Below are 17,457 nucleotides of genomic sequence, written 5' to 3' on the forward strand. Positions count from 1 at the left end.
TCCACGCTCTCTGTCGGACAAAAACTGCATTGATACATAATGATGCGTCAAAATCTTGAGGAAATTCTTCAACCGCAACTGAATAATAGATCAAGAGTTTTATCTTTGAAATGGGTAGTGAGTTTTGCCTTGTCTGCTGGCGGGTAAATCATAATGTGATGGGCGTTTACCTGATGATTAACAAGGGAGCGCTAATGCTGAAATGGGCTATAGATAAATTAAATCTGATAAGGAACAAGGTATTACTGGCTGAAGTCACGTGTAGCTCTGACACTGATGGCTGGTTTGACCCACAGAGTGCGGAGGTGCTTCTTTCAACAGAAAACTGCAAGCGAGCACTACAACAACTCTGGGAAAATAGCCCGTTTTCGCGACAGGTTTGGGAGGTGTTCTGGTTGGCGCCGATCAGGGAGTTGGCCGTCAGGATACAACAGTTGCCAGCAGCACAAAGTGGCCCTTATGCGCGGGAAGGCGGAATGCTTGATGAGGCGCTGGACGTGGCTGTTTGCGCAGTGCGGTTATCCCGAGGTTGGATGTTACCCCAGGGAGCGGCACCAGAAGATCAGGCAGAACAAAGTTCAGCTTGGTGTACGGCAATATTTTGGACGGCATTGCTGCATAACCTGAGTGTGTTGGATGAAATGACGGTTTTCCATCAGAATGGCTCGCGTTGGTATTTTGGGCTGACCGCGCCTTCAACATGCTGGCGCGTCAGGTTCACACCAGCGACTCCTGAGGCTGCACTTAAGGCGGCAATGGTTGCTTACCGACTGCTTCCTGAGCAGGGCTTGTGCTGGCTATCTCGCTGGCCGGAGGTAACAAAAAAATTGTTAGTCTATTTGTCCGGAAATAAGTCGGCGGGTGGCACACTCCATGCTGCTGTCAACGAGGCCCGGCAAAAATGCGGCCTCCAATCTCCCACGTTTACTGTGGTATCAGCATCAGCCATTCTGACATCGGGCAGCCCTACTAACAGCCGACCAGCCAAGCCTCAAAGTGAAGAGCTGGCTAACGCTGAAATACCGGATGAGTCATTCTGGCATTGGCTAGTTTCTTCTCTGACCGATGGTCGGCTCACCGTTAACGCCCAGGACAGTCTGGTACATATCATAAAACAATATGTTTTTGTTCAGACACCGGACTGTTTTTATCGTTATTTAGCCGCAGAGCCAAATGCTGAAAGTGGTAAGGATGATATTCAGAAGAACTTTGAAGCACTAAACTGCCATTATTCTCACAACGGTAACGGTATTTATATTTACCGTAAATATGAAAATGAAAAGAGGGATGGCCAATTTATTAAAATGTATGGTTATAAGATCCCACTCACGCTTATTTTTACCAAAGGGACGGCGCCCTCGGACAGTCTGTGGCTGTTACCTAATAAATAGATATCTAATAAGGTATTTAAAAATCTATATGGAGATAGAAATGGATCAGGCTAATTATGACGATATTCTTCAAGACTATTTTTTTAGTAAGTCATTGAGGCCTGCCACGGAGTGGAGTTATCGCAAGGTAATCAATTCCTTTAGACGTTATACCGGAGATAATCTGTTACCCAGTGAAGTGAACAGGCTAACTGTTCTGAACTGGCGACAGTATGTTTTGAATGAGCAGGGACTCTCATCAATCACCTGGAACAATAAAGTTGCGCATATGAGAGCTATTTTTAATCATGCGCTTTTACATGATTTTGTGTCACTAAAAGAAAATCCATTTAATGGCGTTATCGCCAGACCCGATGTAAAACGTAAAAAAACGCTAACTCAATCTGAAATTAAAAGGATATATCTGCTAATGGAAGCCAGAGAAAGGGAGGAAACTATCGGAATAATAGAAAAATCTCGATGTGCATTGAGGCCAGCATGGTTTTGGCTGACAGTGGTTGATACCTTGCGTTATACCGGAATGCGGCAAAACCAGCTTTTGCATATACGGCTTGGAGACGTCAATCTCGAAGAACACTGGATCAGTCTGCGGGTCGAGGGATCAAAAAATCATAAAGAACATCGGGTACCCATTGCAGGAGTCCTACGGCCAAGGTTAGAACAATTGTTGGTTGCTGCAGTGGCCAGGAGGGCCAATCAGGAAGATCAGCTATTTAATGTCAGCCGATTCAATGGCAGAAAAGACGTTGTGACTGATAATATGGATTACCCACCGCTACGTGCATTTTTTCGCCGGCTTTCTGTCAAATGCCATTGCACGATAAGCCCGCACCGATTTAGGCATACCATTGCCACTGAGATGATGAAATCACCGGATCGTAATCTGAAATCTGTTCAAGCCTTATTAGGACATTCAAGTGTTGCGGTTACTCTGGAATATGTTGAGGGAGATATAAACAGTATCAGACAAGCGCTGGAAGAGGTCTTTGCGGAATAGAGAGAATTAAATAAAATTAGCGTGTGAAACCGGAGGGACTACAGTCACAATCTGATTGTGGCCGGTGTCCCTCGCCATTCAATGAGCTGCTCGAGTGTGCGTTTTACCCAGCAGGCTGGTAGCGAGGAGTCCACTTCTATTACCAGGGGTTCGCGGTTGAAGTCATCAATAATGTTCAAAAGTCGTACTGAATGGCCATCTGAAAGCTGAGCATGCATGAAGTCCATTGACCAGCATTCGTTGCTACATTCTGGCACAGCAAGCGCTCTTGGCTTATCGCTCTTCAGTCTCTTCTTTCGCTAACGGAAAAATCTGACAGGCCAGGCGGGTTCTGATCTGTTGGGTGCTAACGGCATGTTTGGCCATCTGTCGGCGCTGAGATGGCCTCACCACTTTTTTGACATAGCATCCTGAATAATTTTTACTTTAATTCTTTCTTTGGCATACATTTTTTTCAGACGCCGATTTTCATCTTCCAGTTCTTTAAGTCGGGTCATCATAGAGGCGTCCATCCCGTCAAAGCGTGAACGCCACTTGTAAAAACTGGCATTGCTTATGCCATGCTCATGGCACAATTCAGCGACCGGTGTTCCGGCCTCAGCTTGCTTAAGAATGGACATGATTTGGCTGTCGGTAAAACGTGATTTTTTCATAGAAATCTCCCCTGTTCAGATTACGAGAAAATTCTACTTATAAACACACCGATTTTTCGGGGGGATTACCTTTCCAGCTCGATAAATGGGGAACCCAATCATGAGATTTGTCACCGCCGCTCGCATCGCGGGTACGTTTTGCTGATACCTACCCTCCACTTGAAAATCATGAATAAAAGGAATCTTCGTATTATCGCTCGGTAATATCGCCCAATGCTATGGGTCCATGATAAACGAAGCAAGCACTTCTCTCTCGTGTGCGTGGGAAAAATAAAACTAATAGACTGAATACCGTTACAGAGTACTGTCAATTATAATTATTCCGTGTTCGTCGGCTTTCGTGCGTATTAGCCAAGGATATTAAGTATGTTAGGCATTATCGGTAGTCCACCAAATGTCGGTAGTCCACCCAATATAGGTTGTGTACCCCATATTATATGAAGTTATTGACTTTTTGCTAATTTATGTGTCGATAATACATTATTAATACATGAGATTTTTGGATGCTAATTTCAATTGGCACACTATTTTTATACGGAAATTTTATTCATAATTTTTCACGTGAAACTAGTGTATTGCTGCTGTACCATTAAAATGGTTTTTTGAAATAAATAACGTAAACCAGAGGAAGTAAATATGAATGTAAATTTTAATATAGCCACATCTTTGAATGATTTCATAGAAAACAAGTAGAAAAAATTGACAAAGAAAGATATTACTGAATTTGCCAAAGCAGTGATGAATGTAGAAAATATCAACCAAGATGCATTAGTTAAAACAATTAATAAGTTAGGTGGTTTGGCGAGTGTAAAAAAAACTAGTCAATAGGTTGGAAACACATAACTCAAAGATGAAAGGTAAGAAAACCGAGTCTATTAATGCTTTTATAATTGGGGAAAATAAAATTGTAGAAAAAGATAATATAAATAAAAGTAAAGCTGCTAACTTAGAATCGAAAATAGAAGGAATAGAAAATAAGTTGGAAAGCTTGAATGAAAAAAAAGATAAAGTTGACGGTAGAATAACCACGCTCTGGGCGAAAAGGGAAGAGGTATCTCAAGTAGAAGCAGGGATACGTGCTAAGTACGGACCTTCTATTTCTTCGCAAGTAAAACAGGCAAATCAACCAAAGTTTACAAAGTTAGAGAAAAAAATATCTGTTTTGTCTCAGGGGAAGCTATCCCAGCTTCAGATAGATAATATTATAAAAGCTGTCAAAGAGGGGGATATTTACACTGAAAAAGGCATAGGCAGTCATTCAATAAATGTATCAGCACTGCGTAAACACACATCATCTGAAATGTTGCAACAATATGGCATGGCCAATAAAGTTCAAGACTTTGGACGTCGTCAATATGTAAAGGTAAATGAAATTGTACCCAGCGAGGATGGCGTAAAATTCATCTCTGCACTTAAGGAAATAGCTCAGCTCGCTTCTGAACAAAAAAATGAGATTAATTCAAAGATGGAGAATGTTTTTGCTGATAAAAATATCATGTCTAAAGACCACTATATGGAAATCATAGAAAAATCATCACAAAAGGGACATGATCTGAATGAAGAAATCATTACTAATAATAATGAATTAATGCAAAATAAAATAGAGCTAAGAAAAATTACAGATTTAAAATAGTGATACGTCCTAAATAGCGTTGACACATTTAACTCGCACACTGAGGAAAATGTGATGAACCAATATGTTAAACGCACGCAACGCGATTATCCTCTATCCTTTAAATTGGCTGTTGTCGAACAGGTCGAAAAAGGTGAAATGACCTACCGTCAGGCGCTAGACCACTAAGGTAGCCACACCGCCATGGCGTGGCTACGCAAATACGGTCAACTCGACTGGCGCTCCCCCTCTCCTGCAAGAAAATGCGGAGTTAATATGCCCAAAATACCCCTCACACCTGAACAGTTATCAGAATGCGCTGGCGGAGCCGGTCAATGGGATATTAAAAATGGAATATCTGCTGATTAAGCCAGAAGATATCGTGCTGGCAAGAAAGATGGTCAGGGAGTCGGTGGAAACCTACAATTCCCGGCGACCGCATCTGTCGTTAAAATACAAAACGCCCGATGAAGTTCATCGGGCGTTATAATGATGAATAGTGTCAACCTATATTAGGACAAGTCAGTTTCATTAAACAGTGCTTTTTTCATTTTGACCTCAGCAAATGTTGAGGCAGAAAATCTAATTATAGCTGTCTCATTTTAGGGGTGAGTGGACAATCTATTACTCACTGGATGTGAGATGACCATCTCATTAACAGAAAATTACACAATATCATTCCAATATCGAAAGATCCAGGTCATTACCACGAAATGGCATAACCTGGAAAAATATCGCAACCTTAACTCTCAGGACAGATATTAATATACTCATTAGTAACGCAGTACGGGGGAAGTTCCATCAATCTCTTGCATATTTCGTTCGCTTCTTTTCCTGAAATTAGAGGTGGAGAAATAAAAGGATCATTGGTTCTTTCCATTATGTTATTAATTGAAGTATTCAGGCGTGAGTCATTAATGATTTTGTTAAGAGTAATTAAGCCTTTTGAGTCACTAAATCTAAAGTTTTTAACAGTATTATTTTCACCAAAGCTTTTCGCTATTCCTCCCATTTTATCTACAAGGTTCAGAGTTAATTTATTAACTTCCGCACCAAGAGTTAAGCTTTCCAAGCGAAGCATATCAGTTAAAGTGCGAACTACGAGTCTCCAATCATCTAGTTTAAGATATGCACTGTCTCCGTTTTTAATCGGTTCATATGCGACAAATAAATTATCGAGTGCTTCAAGCTGAGCTTGGTATTCTTTGCGTGAGTCAGAAACTTTAGACTCTATAGATGGATCGTGCACGTAAGTGTCTTTGTTCTCTGCAATTAATTTAAAAATGTTAGACAAATATTCTATTTCATGGGGCGTGACATATAACTCTTCACTTGTAGCAGAGGTTGGCATTCTAAGAGTTATTTTATTGACTTCGTTTGTTAATTCATCTAGGTCAAACTTATTTCTACATGCACGAAGGTCTACCTTCTTAAGGTCACCTACCATTTCAATTATTCTAGGCAGATCCATTGGTATTTGAAGGAGCTTGTCCATTTGGTCTTTGCCCACATATTCACCTACTCGTTCATTACAGGTATTAAAATAATCTCTGGCTATAGGAGCATCACGTTTAAATATAGTGTCGCGGTGACGTTCAACAGTTCCATCTTCATCCCCCAGACTATTACGAATACCCTCCCATTGCTTACTTGAAAGTTCGTAAAATTTTTCATCACTCTTTATTAATGAAGTATTTGGGAGGAAATCATTTAATTTTTTGCGTGCATGACTAATCTCATAACATAAATCATCTAATACTTTTAGTTCATCTCCCGGATTACGGATGGATATATGCATAACCTTTTTGTTGATATCAAAACTGATTTTTTCTCCGAATAACGGATCACAATTATTAGGAGGGCAATAAGTAGGAGGGCAATCAGACTTCCCAAGGTCTTGTATCGGCGCAGTTCCATTTGAATCGCGTAGGGCTTGACTGTAAGGCACCAATGAATTGTTATAGTTTGTGTCAGGCCCGCTTTGACTGTTCTCCTGAGAACGTAGTCGAAAGTGATTGATAACGCCAGTTACTATGGATCCTATTGTGATCCCACCCAGTAGAATACAGATGTTTTTCGTAAAGTTGCTTTTCGGATAAAAATAAAAGACTCCTTTATCACATCTTTGCTGTTCAGTAAGCTTGGCCAACTTATATAACTCATCCCCTCTCATTAGTGGTTCCGTGTCAGCTTGACGTACAGCACTCACAGAACCCCGCAAATGCTCAGTTTTATTATCATCATCAACATTACTCCCCATGTTAATATTTGTCACCCTGGAGAGGGGGGAACTAGTAGGTACTCCAATCATAAGTTCATCCTTTTAATTTAAATTAGGTTAATCCCAAGTTCAGCCTGTATAAATTAACGCAAATCGGTAATTATTTTTATGGTTTTTTATGAAACCACGAGCTCAGGTTGGGGTGAATAAATAAGCGCAGGCTGATGAATTTTTTTTCGTGATTTTTCATGAGGCACAGGCTACTCTAAACTTACTTTTGATATGGTATACCGCCTTCCACCATCTTTATGTGCGGCAGATTCAGTCCCTTTCTGTCGGTGTGTTGTGGATCACAAAATCAGGACACCGGAATAACCTGTTTCCACTTTTCTTCATGCAAGCAAGGCGATAAACCAGCATTGTTCGTATGAGGGCGGTGCACATTGTAATAACCATTTATCCATTGGTTTATGTCGCGGACTGCATGGCTAAAATCACCATAACCGCCTTTGGGAAGCCATTCACTTTTAAGGCTACGAAAGACTCTTTCCATCGGCGAATTATCCAGACAATTTCCCCTGCGACTTATACTTTGCATTACCCCATAAGGCCACAGTAACTTTCTGTATTTATTACTTTTATATTGAACTCCTTGATCTGAATGAAACAACAAACGACCATCACGCGGCCGTGTTTCCAAAGCATGACGTAAAGCCCTGCACACCAAATCAGCATCGGCTGTTAATGAGAGGGCTGAACCGATAATCCGGCGTGAATATAAATCAACGACAAGCGCGAGATAGCACCATTTTTTCTGCAGGCGAATAAAGCTGATGTCGCCGCACCAGACACGGTTTGGCGCAACGGGGTTAAATTGCCGATTCAATCAATTTGGCAATGCCGGATTATTGTCTTCGTTTACCCGATAGCGATGTTTAACGGGTTGACGGCTTGTCAGTCCACATTCCTGCATCAGCCGGGCCGGTATCAACGCCACTCTGGCGCAGCATCTGGCTGATTGCTCGACTACGTGATTCAATTCTTTGCATATCAATGGGGCTCTTCACCTGCGCGTAATAAGCGCTACGGTGAACACCGAATAAATGACAAAGAACCAGTATTGGTCACTTTGCTTTCAGCCATGTGATTAGCGCGATAACTTTCCGGGGCTTCGCTCATCAGCACGGCAGCCTGCTTTAGTATTTCTTTTTCCATCTCAGACGCTTTATCTGCGCTTTAAGCTGCTGAGTTTCGGGTTGTTCAGGTGTAATAGCATGGCCAACGGGCTCCATACCCTGAAGTTCCTGCTTATACAACCGTATCCATTTACGCAGATGGTCAGGATTGAGTTCGAGTGCCTGAGCGACTTCCCGGGCATCGCGCTGGTATTTAACAACCTGCTCAATAGCTTCGAGTTTGAACTCTGGGGAAAATGTGCGTTTAGTCCGACGAGTTTTGATCATGAATTACCTCACGTTCACTGTTTTAACATTAACAGGATTTCGAGGGGGCCTGAATGATTGATCCACTACACCCGGAGACATACCGAAAACAGCTAGAAAACTCTAATCAGGTTTGTCTCAGATAACGGGAGTGGACAATACTAAATGCATGGCAGTCAGAGTGTTTACCTGAGGACAGTGTTGTGTATCATGTTGATTTGCAATGCCCCAACGTTAACAGCATGTCACTGCGAGGCACTTTCTGTTAGTGGAGTATTACGCTGAAAAATTGTCATTCAACCTACACTCTAAGTGGTATGATGTAGATTATGTGTATTTTTTAGTTTTATAAACTATAAAAATAGCAAATTGAGATGTAATTATCATTTTGAATATTTCACCCTTATCATTTGTGAGTTGTATTTGAATAACGATGAAATCGTAGGTTCTAGGTAAAGAGCTGGCACTAGCACAACACGAAAAATTAGAAATAAAACGAGAGAAATGATGAAATTGACACCCTTTATATTAACGATCTGCCTGCTGTTGAGCGGATGCCAGATGGGTACCTATCAAACCAAAGCAGGATCTCAGCCGGTTAAACCCAATAGTGGTCATAGCGATGCTGTGAAATTATCTGCTGCAGATGAAGCTAAAAAAATTGGACTTTGCCAACGGCAACTGGAAGCGTTACAAAAGATTGATGCCGAGCAATATGGAATTTACCAACAGCATTTTGATGACTTAATGCACAATGCTGCCGAGTATTCTGCTGTGCGCACCAACGTCAATGTGGATAGTCAGGATACCTTAGATTCACTCTACCACTATCGGGTAACGTTGTTTTGTTCTGAAATAAATCAGGTTCTGCTGTCAGGTCTTGCAGAACGTGGAACGAAACAGAAATAACATTAATAGCACTGCCATCTTTAGCTTAAAGTTATTAGGAGATTTTACCCAGAATATCCCTGAGTCCTATGATGGTTTTGACCTGCTCCCCGTTGATTAGTACACCCCGATGTTATTAATGTCTTCATCTGCAACGTGAGGACATCCCCATGAAGAAGCGTTTTTCCGACCAACAGATCATCAGTATTCTCCGCGAGGCTGAAGCCGGGGTATCTGCCCGTGAACTCTGCCGCAAGCACGCCATTTCCGATGCCACGTTTTACACATGGCGTAAGAAGTATGGCGGTATGGAAGTGCCTGAGGTTAAGCGCCTGAAGTCGCTTGAGGAAGAGAACGCCAGACTCAAGAAGCTGCTCGCCGAAGCCATGCTCGATAAGGAGGCGCTTCAGGTGGCTCTTGGGCGAAAGTACTGACGACAGACCAGAAGCGGGAAGCCGTGGAGTTGATGTGTGGTGCGACCGGTCTGTCGCAACGTCGTGCCTGCAGGCTAACAGGTTTGTCCCTGTCGACCTGCCGCTATGAAGCGCAGCGTCCGGCGTCGGATGCGCATTTATCAGGGCGCATCACTGAACTGGCGCTTGAACGCAGGCGTTTTGGTTACCGGCGCATCTGGCAGTTACTGCGTCGGGAGGGCGTTCACGTCAATCACAAGCGGGTATACCGCATTTACCACCTTAACGGCCTGAGCGTAAAACGCAGACGACGTCGTAAAGGGCTGGCGACCGAGCGGTTTCCCCTTCTGCGCCCAGATGCGCCGAACCTGACTTGGTCGATGGATTTCGTCATGGACGCACTGGCCACCGGTCGCAGGATCAAGTGTCTGACCTGCGTGGATGATTTCACGAAAGAGTGCCTGACGATTACCGCCGCTTTCGGGATTTCAGGCGTGCAGGTCACGCGTATTCTGGACAGCATTGCGCTGTTTCGCGGCTATCCGGCGACGATAAGAACCGATCAGGGGCCGGAATTTACCTGCCGCGCATTGGATCAATGGGCCTTTGAGCATGACGTGGAGCTGCGGCTTATCCAGCCGGGCAAGCCGACCCAGAACGGATTTATTGAGAGTTTTAACGGACGCTTTCGCGATGAATGCCTGAATGAGCACTGGTTCAGCGATATTGTTCACGCCAGGAAAATCATTAATAACTGGCGACAAGATTATAACGAGTGCCGTCCTCATTCATCGCTGAATTACCAGACTCCAGCTGAATTTGCAGCTGGCTGGCGAAACGGGAAATATGAAGAAAAACCAACCGACATTACTAACTGAAGGTTGTATCTAATCCTGGGGGCAGGTCAGTTTATGCCGCTAATGTTACCAATATCAATTTACGAATTAGCAGTATAAAAATGAGGATTAGGTTATGAATTTTTTTGTCACTGAACTTCCTACAGATACAGACAAAGAACTCATTATGAGTAAGATAGTTGAATATAATAATAAAATTATGCCAGATGATACGAAGGAACTTTGCGTATTTTATAAAAATGATACAGGTAAAATTTTAGGTGACATTACGGGGATACTTACAGGGGGTGCTGATGATCAACTATTTTTGGGTCGATAAAAGTATGAGGGGCAGAGGGATCGGCGATCGATTGATTATTATGGCAGAAGATGAGGCCAAAGCTCGTGGATGTAAGAAATTGATATTGAACACTTTTGAGTTCCAGGCACCAGACTTGTACGCAAAAAAAGGATACACAAAATTATAGACAGGCTCATTGATGTTGATGGTTACAATAACGATGTAGTCCTACATTTCTTTTCCAAGAAAATATAGTTACGCTGACTTATTTATTTTTCTCCTTAAGGTAGACTTTCCCAGCCTAAAAACAGGCCTCTGGTCTGGAATAGCTCCAATACACGATTTTTGTATAAAATTGTAAGATTTGATAAATGTGACATCTAAATGCTAACAAGATTGAGCGCGTAGTATTAAATTTATTGATATTTTATTTGGGTGACTAATGCCTGATGTTTCTGCATACAATTTCTCCAGGCGCTCCCTGGCTTTCCGTTGTCAAAAGAATCAGTAATAAGATAGGGGATGGCTATTTTTACAGACTGAGTATAGTCACTCTTAACTACAGGAATCGTTTGGGAACTGACATAGAAGGCAAAAGTAAGAATATGTTTATCATCATTTCTGGCAGACATTCTGGAAAGTTCTGTCACACAACTTTTTGCCGTGCGGCTGATTCTGTCGAAATCAGTATCAACCAATAAACTCTCTTCAGTATGAAATGACGTCGTACATCCTGTGGCGATTGTGGCCAACAAAAATAGACTAAACCAACTCAATCTCATCCACTCACCAATGATTATTTTAAATAAAAAATAGAAATCAATATGTTATATGGATTTCCAGGGTGGCATGTTGATGATGACGTAAGGTATGCATTAAAATCATCAGGGAATACTATCCAGTTTGTGTCGGCATATGTTGCCGAGTGTATATAATTGCTCTTTATTTTATCATGAATATGGATTTGTTCCATCGTTGTTACTTCTAAATCAGGTAGAGATTCGAAGTGATTAAATCTTACCCGCCGATTGATATCTGGCTGAGCGAGGTGTCTCTATTTTCAATAGCTTGAGAGTCGCTAAGCAATAAACTCATATCAGCGATGAATGACTAAAATAGTCGATTTATTTGATCTGGGAAGATGTACAATTCGCGTATTGACTTGGCTATTAAGTTCGGGAGTTGAGATTGCTAGACAAGCCTTGCTTAGAGCTATAGCAGCACATTATTTCTGATGATGTACAGATCGGTAGATAAAAACACCTAAAAATAAATTAATTTTATTTTTTGTGAATGGTAACGGTCGTCATAACATATGTGGTTTGTAACTTATTGTTATATATGGATATTGATCCAATACTAGCCGATGAACTTTAATTCTTAGTTAGTAGACAAAGGTGAGTTGAGGTTTATATTTAGGGACTGGTGTCCATGATTACCCCTGATTGCTCAGATAAAATCAGAAAAAAAACGAATCTTATTTTTTCACTAGAAGTTCAATAGTAGTTTGTATAAATTATATATTAGATACAGGGATGTACAGTTTCTGTAATATATTATATTTCGCTATTTAGTACGTTCATTATATGGATCATAAACGCGAAATTTTGTAACCATTTAGAATGAGATGATTTATGACTATTAGTATCACTGAAACTCAAGCTGGCCGTTTGACGACAAATGATGTTGGTTCTGCATTTGAAGGCTTTATTCAGAAAGCTGATGCAGATATCGAGAAATTCCTAGTCGAAAAGACTAATGAAGAAGGTACATTAAATCTTTCTTCTTCCGACTCACTAAAATTACAACGACTCATGTCAGACCAGAGTATTGCAGCTCAAACGGGAACATCAACACTAAAAGCTGTAAAGGATAATATCGTAGCAGCAGCACGTAATATCTAACAGTAAGTATTTAAAAATGCAGTTAATAAATATATTTTAATTATAGAAAGAGTCCTTAATGGTTAGTTTGTTGAACCCAGAGAATGCATATTCAGGCGTTAACTTGGTTATGTTACTTTGCTTGGTGCTGTTATCTGCTGTATTTTTTATTTGTTTTTCAGGATTTGTTAAATACAATATCGTGCTAAATATTTTGAAAAATGCGATGGGAACACAGCAAATACCGCCATCTATAGTTGTTAATCTATTAGCTGCACTTTTGGCATTAAATAGCATTTGGGGAGATGTAGAGCCAGGATTGGAAAGGATAAAACCTTATTTTACTGAGACGTATGATAAATCAATTCCAATTATTGATCCTATAAGAGGTCCTAGAATTGATAATAGAGATATGGATAGTAATATTACTATGTATTATTTGGTCTCGAGAATTGATGAGTATTTCCCTGAAATGGTTGCGAGAGCAGAACGTAAATCTGTAGAATTAGAAAGCCTATTTTCTCTTCCTATCAATTTTAATGACGGTAATGGTAATGGTAATGGTAATGGTAATGGTAATGGTAATGTATTAAAGCCTTTATTAGGTGGATTAATACTAGATTTATATAAAGGATTTGAGTTGGGGGTTAAACTCTATATGATCTTTGTCAGTATTGACTTTCTGATTGCTGTCATACTTAGTGGTGTAGGTATGAGTATGCTATCGCCTACAGTAATTTCTACGCCGATAAAATTGGCTGTATTTTATTTTTCTGACGGTTGGACAATATTGTTCAATACATTTGACGGATGATGGAAGCATTTATTTTCCCAAGCTGGCTAAGCTATGCAGCATTTTTTATCTTTCTCAAGATATATAATCCAACTAGATTGTTTCTGGATAATATAACAATTATAGCTATATCAATTTTTTTTGCAATTTATGTCACTTATCTTGATGAAGTCGATGAGCCTGATTATCGTTGGATTATAGGGGCAACAATGTTGGCATTATTTTCATCAGTTCCATTTTGGCTGGGTAGTATGGTTGGTAGTATTATTCAACAACTTTTATTACTTAATGAGCAATCAGTTCAGGATAAACGTTTTACTGAGGAAACTGAGGCCTTAGCAAGGATCAGTGGTTTATTATTCGTAATTTATGCTTTAAATAACGGTTCATTATTTATACCTATTATCAACTTGTTAAATGGTGATGTCAGTATTGTTTTAGGGGATAATCCTAAAAGTGAACTTAAGCAAATTTATTTTTTAATTGTTAATTATCTAAAAATGACAGTAATAGTGGCAAGTAAGTATATAATTGCAATTATATCTATTTCTATTAGTGTAGCTATGGTTGACTTGTTTTTCAAAAAATCCTCTTTATCAACATTTGTAACCGCGAACTTAAAAGCAATGCTCGTAATTATCCTGTTAAATACATGGTTTTTTAACGATCAGCTTTATCTTTTCCAAAAAATGACAGGGGCTATCAGTGAATAAAATATCAATGCCAACAGTTCATCTTACTACATTGAGTGAATCATCAGAATTTAATGAAATAATATCAAAAATGGATCAGGAAGAGAAATTAAGCAGTGTAATAATAAAAGAAAATTTTGATGGAAGTGCTAATGATAACACTGCGCTTGATGTGATAATTGGATATATGGTTGTAAATAATACAATTGAACTTATGAAGAAACATCAAGATTTTTTTAAGGAAATAATGGATGAAGAGTAATGTTATATTTTTTTTAATATTATTGCTATTTGGCGTTACAGTTAATGCGCAAGTTATGCTAAAGAAAAATGAAATGAGCCTCAAAGAGGCTTTAATAGCTATAGCTAAGGATGAGCAATTAAAACTTGTCGATTCACTGGATGAGAAAACGAGCCGACAACCACTAACACAAGTATTGAGTGGCGAAGGGCAAGTTTTATTGGCTAAACTTTCTGATGTCTATGATTTTGACTGGTATATTTACGGAGGAACAATAAATGTTCAGACAGGGCAGCAGTATATTAATTACACTTACAAACCCAAAAATATCGCCCCCGAAATATTATTAATGGAGCTTGAGTATGCCATTCAAACCAATAGTACATTAAAGATGAAATTAATAGAGAGGGGGAACTCACTGATATTTTCCGGGCCACGTAATTTCATTAATGATGTATTGTCGTATTCTAATATGGCAGACAGTAATGAATTTTTAGAGAATGGGAATGATCTGGAAATCGCCAGGATTGAGTTTGATTATTTATCGGTGATAGATCGTAATATAAATACATTTGATGGTCAGGTTAACTTCCCTGGTGCTGCTTCATTGATCTCTGGTGCCCTATCAAATATGGGGCAGTTTGAAAATGTCGCTGATGGTGAAATGCAGGAGCGTGCCTATAAGGTGAAGTTAAATGGAGGAGATAAGCAAAAATTAGACGAGGCAGAAAAAACATCAAAAGTACAGGCTATTCCTGGTACTAATGCTTTATTGATACGTGGCACACCGGACGAGATTACGCTTGCAAAACGCATTGGGACTATGATTGATGTAAAAGGTAAGCAATTGATGTTTTCTTTAAAAGTGTATGACGTCGCGGCGGATAGGACAGAAAGTTTTGGCGCAAACAATACATTACTAAATGGTTCCAAGGGACTCTATGACATTCTAACGTTGCCGTATTCGGCAACGAAAGATTTTTTAAATAATTTTCAAGCTATGTATAGTAATGGCTTGGCCCGGAGTGTCTATTCTACCAACCTGCTTATATTGGAAAACCACCAAGGACATTTTGGTAAGAAAGATACAATAACGGTGAATCTGGTTTCTAATAAAGAGGTAGAAAGTCTTAAAATTGAGGCTGATAATAGCCTTTATGTGACCGGACGCGTACTGCCTAATGGCGGAGTCCAGGCAAAACTTGAATATGTAGAGGAACACTTCGAGGGTGATGGAAATAATAATAAACAGAGTGGTGTATCAACTCCACCGAGAGTTAGTTCCCAATCACTATCTTCGGAAGCATACATTAAGCCAAATGAGACGATTGTTTTAGGTGGTTTTGATAATACAGAAACCGAATCATCCGAATCGGGAGTGCCCGTTTTATCAAGTATTCCATTGATAGGTGAAGTTTTCAAAAGCACCAAATCGACAAAACGTAAATTCAAACGTTATATTGCCGTTTCATTCCAGGTCATAGAGTAATGTTGAAAAGATTTTTTAAAGTGAAAGAGTCTTATCAGGATATGGTTATCTGTAATATCGATATTGATACATTTTTAGGTCAAGAATGTCTCGTTCATACTGTTGATGGTGAGCTTATACGTGGCGAAATTATGAAAATTACTGGGGGGCAAGTAGAAATAAAACTTTTACAACCTGGTACCGTAAAGCGTAATGGTAAAGTTGAAATGCCGTCGCGTCGATTTTGTTTTCCAATGAATGAGGATGCATTAATAGGCAAGGTTATTAACTGTTACGGTGAGTCTCTGTATGGTGATAGTTATCTAAACACTGGGAAAGATTACTTTGACCTGCCTATTGTAATAGAGCCTATTCCATTGAAAAATAGAGCACCAATTGAAACCGTATTTCCTACTAAGCTTAAAATTATTGATGGCCTCTTTACTATTGGAGAAGGGCAACGTATAGGCTTATTTGCACCTGCAGGCGCAGGTAAAACGACGACAGTTTCTATTATGGCCAATAATATGGATGCAGATGTCGTCATCTTTGCCATGATCGGTGAGAGGGCGCGTGAAGTCGTAGAGTTTTTGGAAGGGGAGATTGGGCCTGAGGTTATCAAAAAAGCGATAACCATAGTTTCGACATCAGAAGCTAATCCGCTTGAGAAAGTTCGTTCTGGCTTGGTTGCTGTTTCTATTGCACGGCATTTTATGGAGCAAGGGAAAAAGGTTGTGCTCTATTTTGATTCTTTAACGCGCTTTGGCAGAGCACAGGCAATGTTGGATGGTACTCCTATCCAAGGAGGTATTCCTATCGGAGTTTCTCTTGCACTGTCACGATTAGTCGAAAGTTGCGGTAACTCTATTTATGGCTCAGTTACCGGCATTTTTACCGTTTTAATTGAAGCTGATATCGATAGCGACCCTATCGCACATGAAGTTAAATCTCTGATTGATGGGCATTTGGTTTATTCTACCATGATTGCATCCACGGGAAGATATCCAGCAATAGATGTGCTAAAAAGTAAAAGTCGATTACAGAATAAGATTCAGGATAAACGTTATGTTCAAATGTCCGAACAGATTAAAGATATGGTATATCGTTATTTCGACGTGGAGCTATTGATTCGCGTAGGGGAGTATGAAAAGGGTAACGATTTATTGACCGATAACGCAATAGAACTTTATCCTGAAATAATGAAATTTTTAAAGCAGGGTTACGATGGGATTGAATATGAAGAAACCCTCAAAAGTATGGAAAGAATTTTGTCAAATTATTAATATAATTGATATTGGTATAGGTAAGCAGCAACGTAAACTAAAAAAACTTAATAAACAGCTTGAGTCACTGCAAAAAAAAATATCTGAGTATTGGAATGACGTAGAGAAGGCACAAAATAGATTAAAGAACTTAGGTGTTGAAAATGAGAGAGATGCAATAAAAGTTTTTTTTATACGAAGAGAGAATATTAAATCACTAATAGAGTCGCTAGTTTTTGACGTGTCGATCATAAAGCAAGAGTTAGATCAGGTTGAAATAGATATAGATAATACTGAATTGGAAAAAAGGAGGTTAGAGAAACGAAAAGATATACTATCTGAATTAATACAGCAATTGGGTTGA

Annotated in this window: 17 protein-coding genes and 4 pseudogenes; 17 read left to right on the forward strand and 4 right to left on the reverse strand. The window is 39.8% G+C overall.

Going from position 1 to position 17,457, the window contains the following annotated elements; genetic code table 11:
* Positions 1-194 precede the first annotated feature (194 nt).
* Positions 195-1,391, forward strand: a complete 1,197-nt coding sequence (locus tag Q2T71_RS23010; protein ID WP_372560720.1) for a TraI domain-containing protein — start codon at positions 195-197, stop codon at positions 1,389-1,391.
* A gap of 40 nt (positions 1,392-1,431) precedes the next feature.
* Complete coding sequence (locus Q2T71_RS23015; RefSeq protein WP_271304002.1) at positions 1,432-2,388, forward strand: site-specific integrase; 957 nt, start codon at positions 1,432-1,434, stop codon at positions 2,386-2,388.
* Positions 2,389-2,438: 50 nt separating this feature from the next.
* On the opposite strand, the pseudogene Q2T71_RS23020 reads toward Q2T71_RS23015, so the two are convergent.
* Positions 2,439-3,041, reverse strand: a pseudogene (locus Q2T71_RS23020) (transposase); the annotation flags it as partial.
* Between the two features lie 699 nt (positions 3,042-3,740).
* On the opposite strand from Q2T71_RS23020, the gene Q2T71_RS23025 reads away from it, so the two are divergent.
* From Q2T71_RS23025 to Q2T71_RS23040, 4 genes and pseudogenes are all read left to right on the forward strand, one after another.
* Positions 3,741-3,869 (forward strand): hypothetical protein, encoded by a 129-nt coding sequence (locus Q2T71_RS23025; RefSeq protein WP_372560721.1) that lies wholly within the window; start codon positions 3,741-3,743, stop codon positions 3,867-3,869.
* Between the two features lie 22 nt (positions 3,870-3,891).
* Positions 3,892-4,674 carry a hypothetical protein gene (locus tag Q2T71_RS23030; RefSeq protein ID WP_372560722.1) on the forward strand — a complete coding sequence of 261 codons (783 nt, stop codon included), beginning with the start codon at positions 3,892-3,894 and terminating at the stop codon, positions 4,672-4,674.
* A gap of 54 nt (positions 4,675-4,728) precedes the next feature.
* Positions 4,729-4,959, forward strand: a pseudogene (locus tag Q2T71_RS23035) (IS3 family transposase); the annotation flags it as partial.
* 1 nt (position 4,960) lies between these two features.
* Positions 4,961-5,143 (forward strand): annotated as a pseudogene (locus Q2T71_RS23040) (integrase core domain-containing protein); the annotation flags it as partial.
* Positions 5,144-5,395: 252 nt separating this feature from the next.
* Here Q2T71_RS23040 and Q2T71_RS23045 read toward each other — a convergent pair.
* Together Q2T71_RS23045 and Q2T71_RS23050 are read right to left on the reverse strand one after the other, a co-directional pair.
* Complete coding sequence (locus tag Q2T71_RS23045) at positions 5,396-6,964, reverse strand: hypothetical protein (protein ID WP_372560723.1); 1,569 nt, start codon at positions 6,962-6,964, stop codon at positions 5,396-5,398.
* Between the two features lie 268 nt (positions 6,965-7,232).
* Positions 7,233-8,337, reverse strand: a pseudogene (locus Q2T71_RS23050) (IS3 family transposase).
* Positions 8,338-8,877: 540 nt separating this feature from the next.
* Here Q2T71_RS23050 and Q2T71_RS23055 point away from each other — a divergent pair.
* The 4 genes from Q2T71_RS23055 (at position 8,878) to Q2T71_RS23070 (ending at position 10,941) form a co-directional block, all read left to right on the forward strand.
* The gene (locus tag Q2T71_RS23055) at positions 8,878-9,225 is read left to right on the forward strand and encodes a hypothetical protein (protein ID WP_145511423.1); all 348 of its coding nucleotides are present in this window, start codon (positions 8,878-8,880) and stop codon (positions 9,223-9,225) included.
* A gap of 149 nt (positions 9,226-9,374) precedes the next feature.
* Positions 9,375-10,495 (forward strand): IS3 family transposase gene (locus tag Q2T71_RS23060; RefSeq protein WP_145511422.1). Its coding sequence is split into 2 segments (ribosomal slippage): positions 9,375-9,633 and positions 9,633-10,495, totalling 1,122 coding nucleotides; the frame shifts between segments, so codons are not numbered across the junction.
* A gap of 94 nt (positions 10,496-10,589) precedes the next feature.
* Positions 10,590-10,793: a hypothetical protein gene (locus Q2T71_RS23065; protein ID WP_075339318.1), complete on the forward strand. Its 204-nt coding sequence runs from the start codon at positions 10,590-10,592 to the stop codon at positions 10,791-10,793.
* A gap of 4 nt (positions 10,794-10,797) precedes the next feature.
* The gene (locus tag Q2T71_RS23070; RefSeq protein ID WP_372560729.1) at positions 10,798-10,941 is read left to right on the forward strand and encodes a GNAT family N-acetyltransferase; all 144 of its coding nucleotides are present in this window, start codon (positions 10,798-10,800) and stop codon (positions 10,939-10,941) included.
* 229 nt (positions 10,942-11,170) lie between these two features.
* On the opposite strand, the gene Q2T71_RS23075 is transcribed toward Q2T71_RS23070, so the two are convergent.
* Positions 11,171-11,536, reverse strand: coding sequence for a hypothetical protein (locus Q2T71_RS23075; RefSeq protein WP_075339317.1), 366 nt, complete (start codon positions 11,534-11,536; stop codon positions 11,171-11,173).
* Between the two features lie 852 nt (positions 11,537-12,388).
* Between Q2T71_RS23075 and Q2T71_RS23080 the strand changes: the two genes are divergently transcribed.
* From Q2T71_RS23080 to Q2T71_RS23110, 7 genes are read left to right on the forward strand one after another with little or no spacing between them, the layout of a single operon-like run.
* A complete protein-coding gene (locus Q2T71_RS23080) occupies positions 12,389-12,658 on the forward strand; it encodes a hypothetical protein (RefSeq protein ID WP_145511419.1) in 270 nt (89 codons plus the stop codon).
* A 58-nt stretch (positions 12,659-12,716) separates the two neighbouring features.
* Positions 12,717-13,451: an EscR/YscR/HrcR family type III secretion system export apparatus protein gene (locus Q2T71_RS23085; RefSeq protein ID WP_372560724.1), complete on the forward strand. Its 735-nt coding sequence runs from the start codon at positions 12,717-12,719 to the stop codon at positions 13,449-13,451.
* A complete protein-coding gene (locus tag Q2T71_RS23090) occupies positions 13,448-14,143 on the forward strand; it encodes a type III secretion system apparatus protein VscT2 (RefSeq protein WP_219646623.1) in 696 nt (231 codons plus the stop codon). Before Q2T71_RS23085 ends, Q2T71_RS23090 begins: the two co-directional genes overlap by 4 nt.
* Positions 14,136-14,384, forward strand: a complete 249-nt coding sequence (locus Q2T71_RS23095; RefSeq protein ID WP_219646622.1) for a hypothetical protein — start codon at positions 14,136-14,138, stop codon at positions 14,382-14,384. Before Q2T71_RS23090 ends, Q2T71_RS23095 begins: the two co-directional genes overlap by 8 nt.
* Positions 14,374-15,852, forward strand: a complete 1,479-nt coding sequence (locus Q2T71_RS23100; protein ID WP_075339312.1) for a secretin N-terminal domain-containing protein — start codon at positions 14,374-14,376, stop codon at positions 15,850-15,852. The genes Q2T71_RS23095 and Q2T71_RS23100 overlap by 11 nt, the downstream gene beginning before the upstream one ends.
* Positions 15,852-17,114 carry a type III secretion system ATPase VscN2 gene (gene vscN2 / locus Q2T71_RS23105; RefSeq protein WP_145511017.1) on the forward strand — a complete coding sequence of 421 codons (1,263 nt, stop codon included), beginning with the start codon at positions 15,852-15,854 and terminating at the stop codon, positions 17,112-17,114. The genes Q2T71_RS23100 and vscN2 overlap by 1 nt, the downstream gene beginning before the upstream one ends.
* Positions 17,068-17,457: a hypothetical protein gene (locus tag Q2T71_RS23110; protein ID WP_075339310.1), complete on the forward strand. Its 390-nt coding sequence runs from the start codon at positions 17,068-17,070 to the stop codon at positions 17,455-17,457. Before vscN2 ends, Q2T71_RS23110 begins: the two co-directional genes overlap by 47 nt.

Source organism: Yersinia sp. 1652 StPb PI, assembly GCF_041538345.1.
Lineage (GTDB): Bacteria > Pseudomonadota > Gammaproteobacteria > Enterobacterales > Enterobacteriaceae > Yersinia > Yersinia enterocolitica_E.

Bases quoted from the DNA above. Each gene is read 5' to 3' on its own strand.
- Q2T71_RS23010 (WP_372560720.1), top strand. From the start codon at position 195: ATGCTGAAATGGGCTATAGATAAATTAAATCTGATAAGGAACAAGGTA.
- Q2T71_RS23015 (WP_271304002.1), top strand. From the start codon at position 1,432: ATGGATCAGGCTAATTATGACGATATTCTTCAAGACTATTTTTTTAGT.
- Q2T71_RS23030 (WP_372560722.1), top strand. From the start codon at position 3,892: ATGAAAGGTAAGAAAACCGAGTCTATTAATGCTTTTATAATTGGGGAA.
- Q2T71_RS23045 (WP_372560723.1), bottom strand. From the start codon at position 6,964: ATGATTGGAGTACCTACTAGTTCCCCCCTCTCCAGGGTGACAAATATT.
- Q2T71_RS23055 (WP_145511423.1), top strand. From the start codon at position 8,878: ATGGGTACCTATCAAACCAAAGCAGGATCTCAGCCGGTTAAACCCAAT.
- Q2T71_RS23065 (WP_075339318.1), top strand. From the start codon at position 10,590: ATGAATTTTTTTGTCACTGAACTTCCTACAGATACAGACAAAGAACTC.
- Q2T71_RS23070 (WP_372560729.1), top strand. From the start codon at position 10,798: ATGAGGGGCAGAGGGATCGGCGATCGATTGATTATTATGGCAGAAGAT.
- Q2T71_RS23075 (WP_075339317.1), bottom strand. From the start codon at position 11,536: ATGAGATTGAGTTGGTTTAGTCTATTTTTGTTGGCCACAATCGCCACA.
- Q2T71_RS23080 (WP_145511419.1), top strand. From the start codon at position 12,389: ATGACTATTAGTATCACTGAAACTCAAGCTGGCCGTTTGACGACAAAT.
- Q2T71_RS23085 (WP_372560724.1), top strand. From the start codon at position 12,717: ATGGTTAGTTTGTTGAACCCAGAGAATGCATATTCAGGCGTTAACTTG.
- Q2T71_RS23090 (WP_219646623.1), top strand. From the start codon at position 13,448: ATGATGGAAGCATTTATTTTCCCAAGCTGGCTAAGCTATGCAGCATTT.
- Q2T71_RS23100 (WP_075339312.1), top strand. From the start codon at position 14,374: ATGAAGAGTAATGTTATATTTTTTTTAATATTATTGCTATTTGGCGTT.
- vscN2 (WP_145511017.1), top strand. From the start codon at position 15,852: ATGTTGAAAAGATTTTTTAAAGTGAAAGAGTCTTATCAGGATATGGTT.
- Q2T71_RS23110 (WP_075339310.1), top strand. From the start codon at position 17,068: ATGAAGAAACCCTCAAAAGTATGGAAAGAATTTTGTCAAATTATTAAT.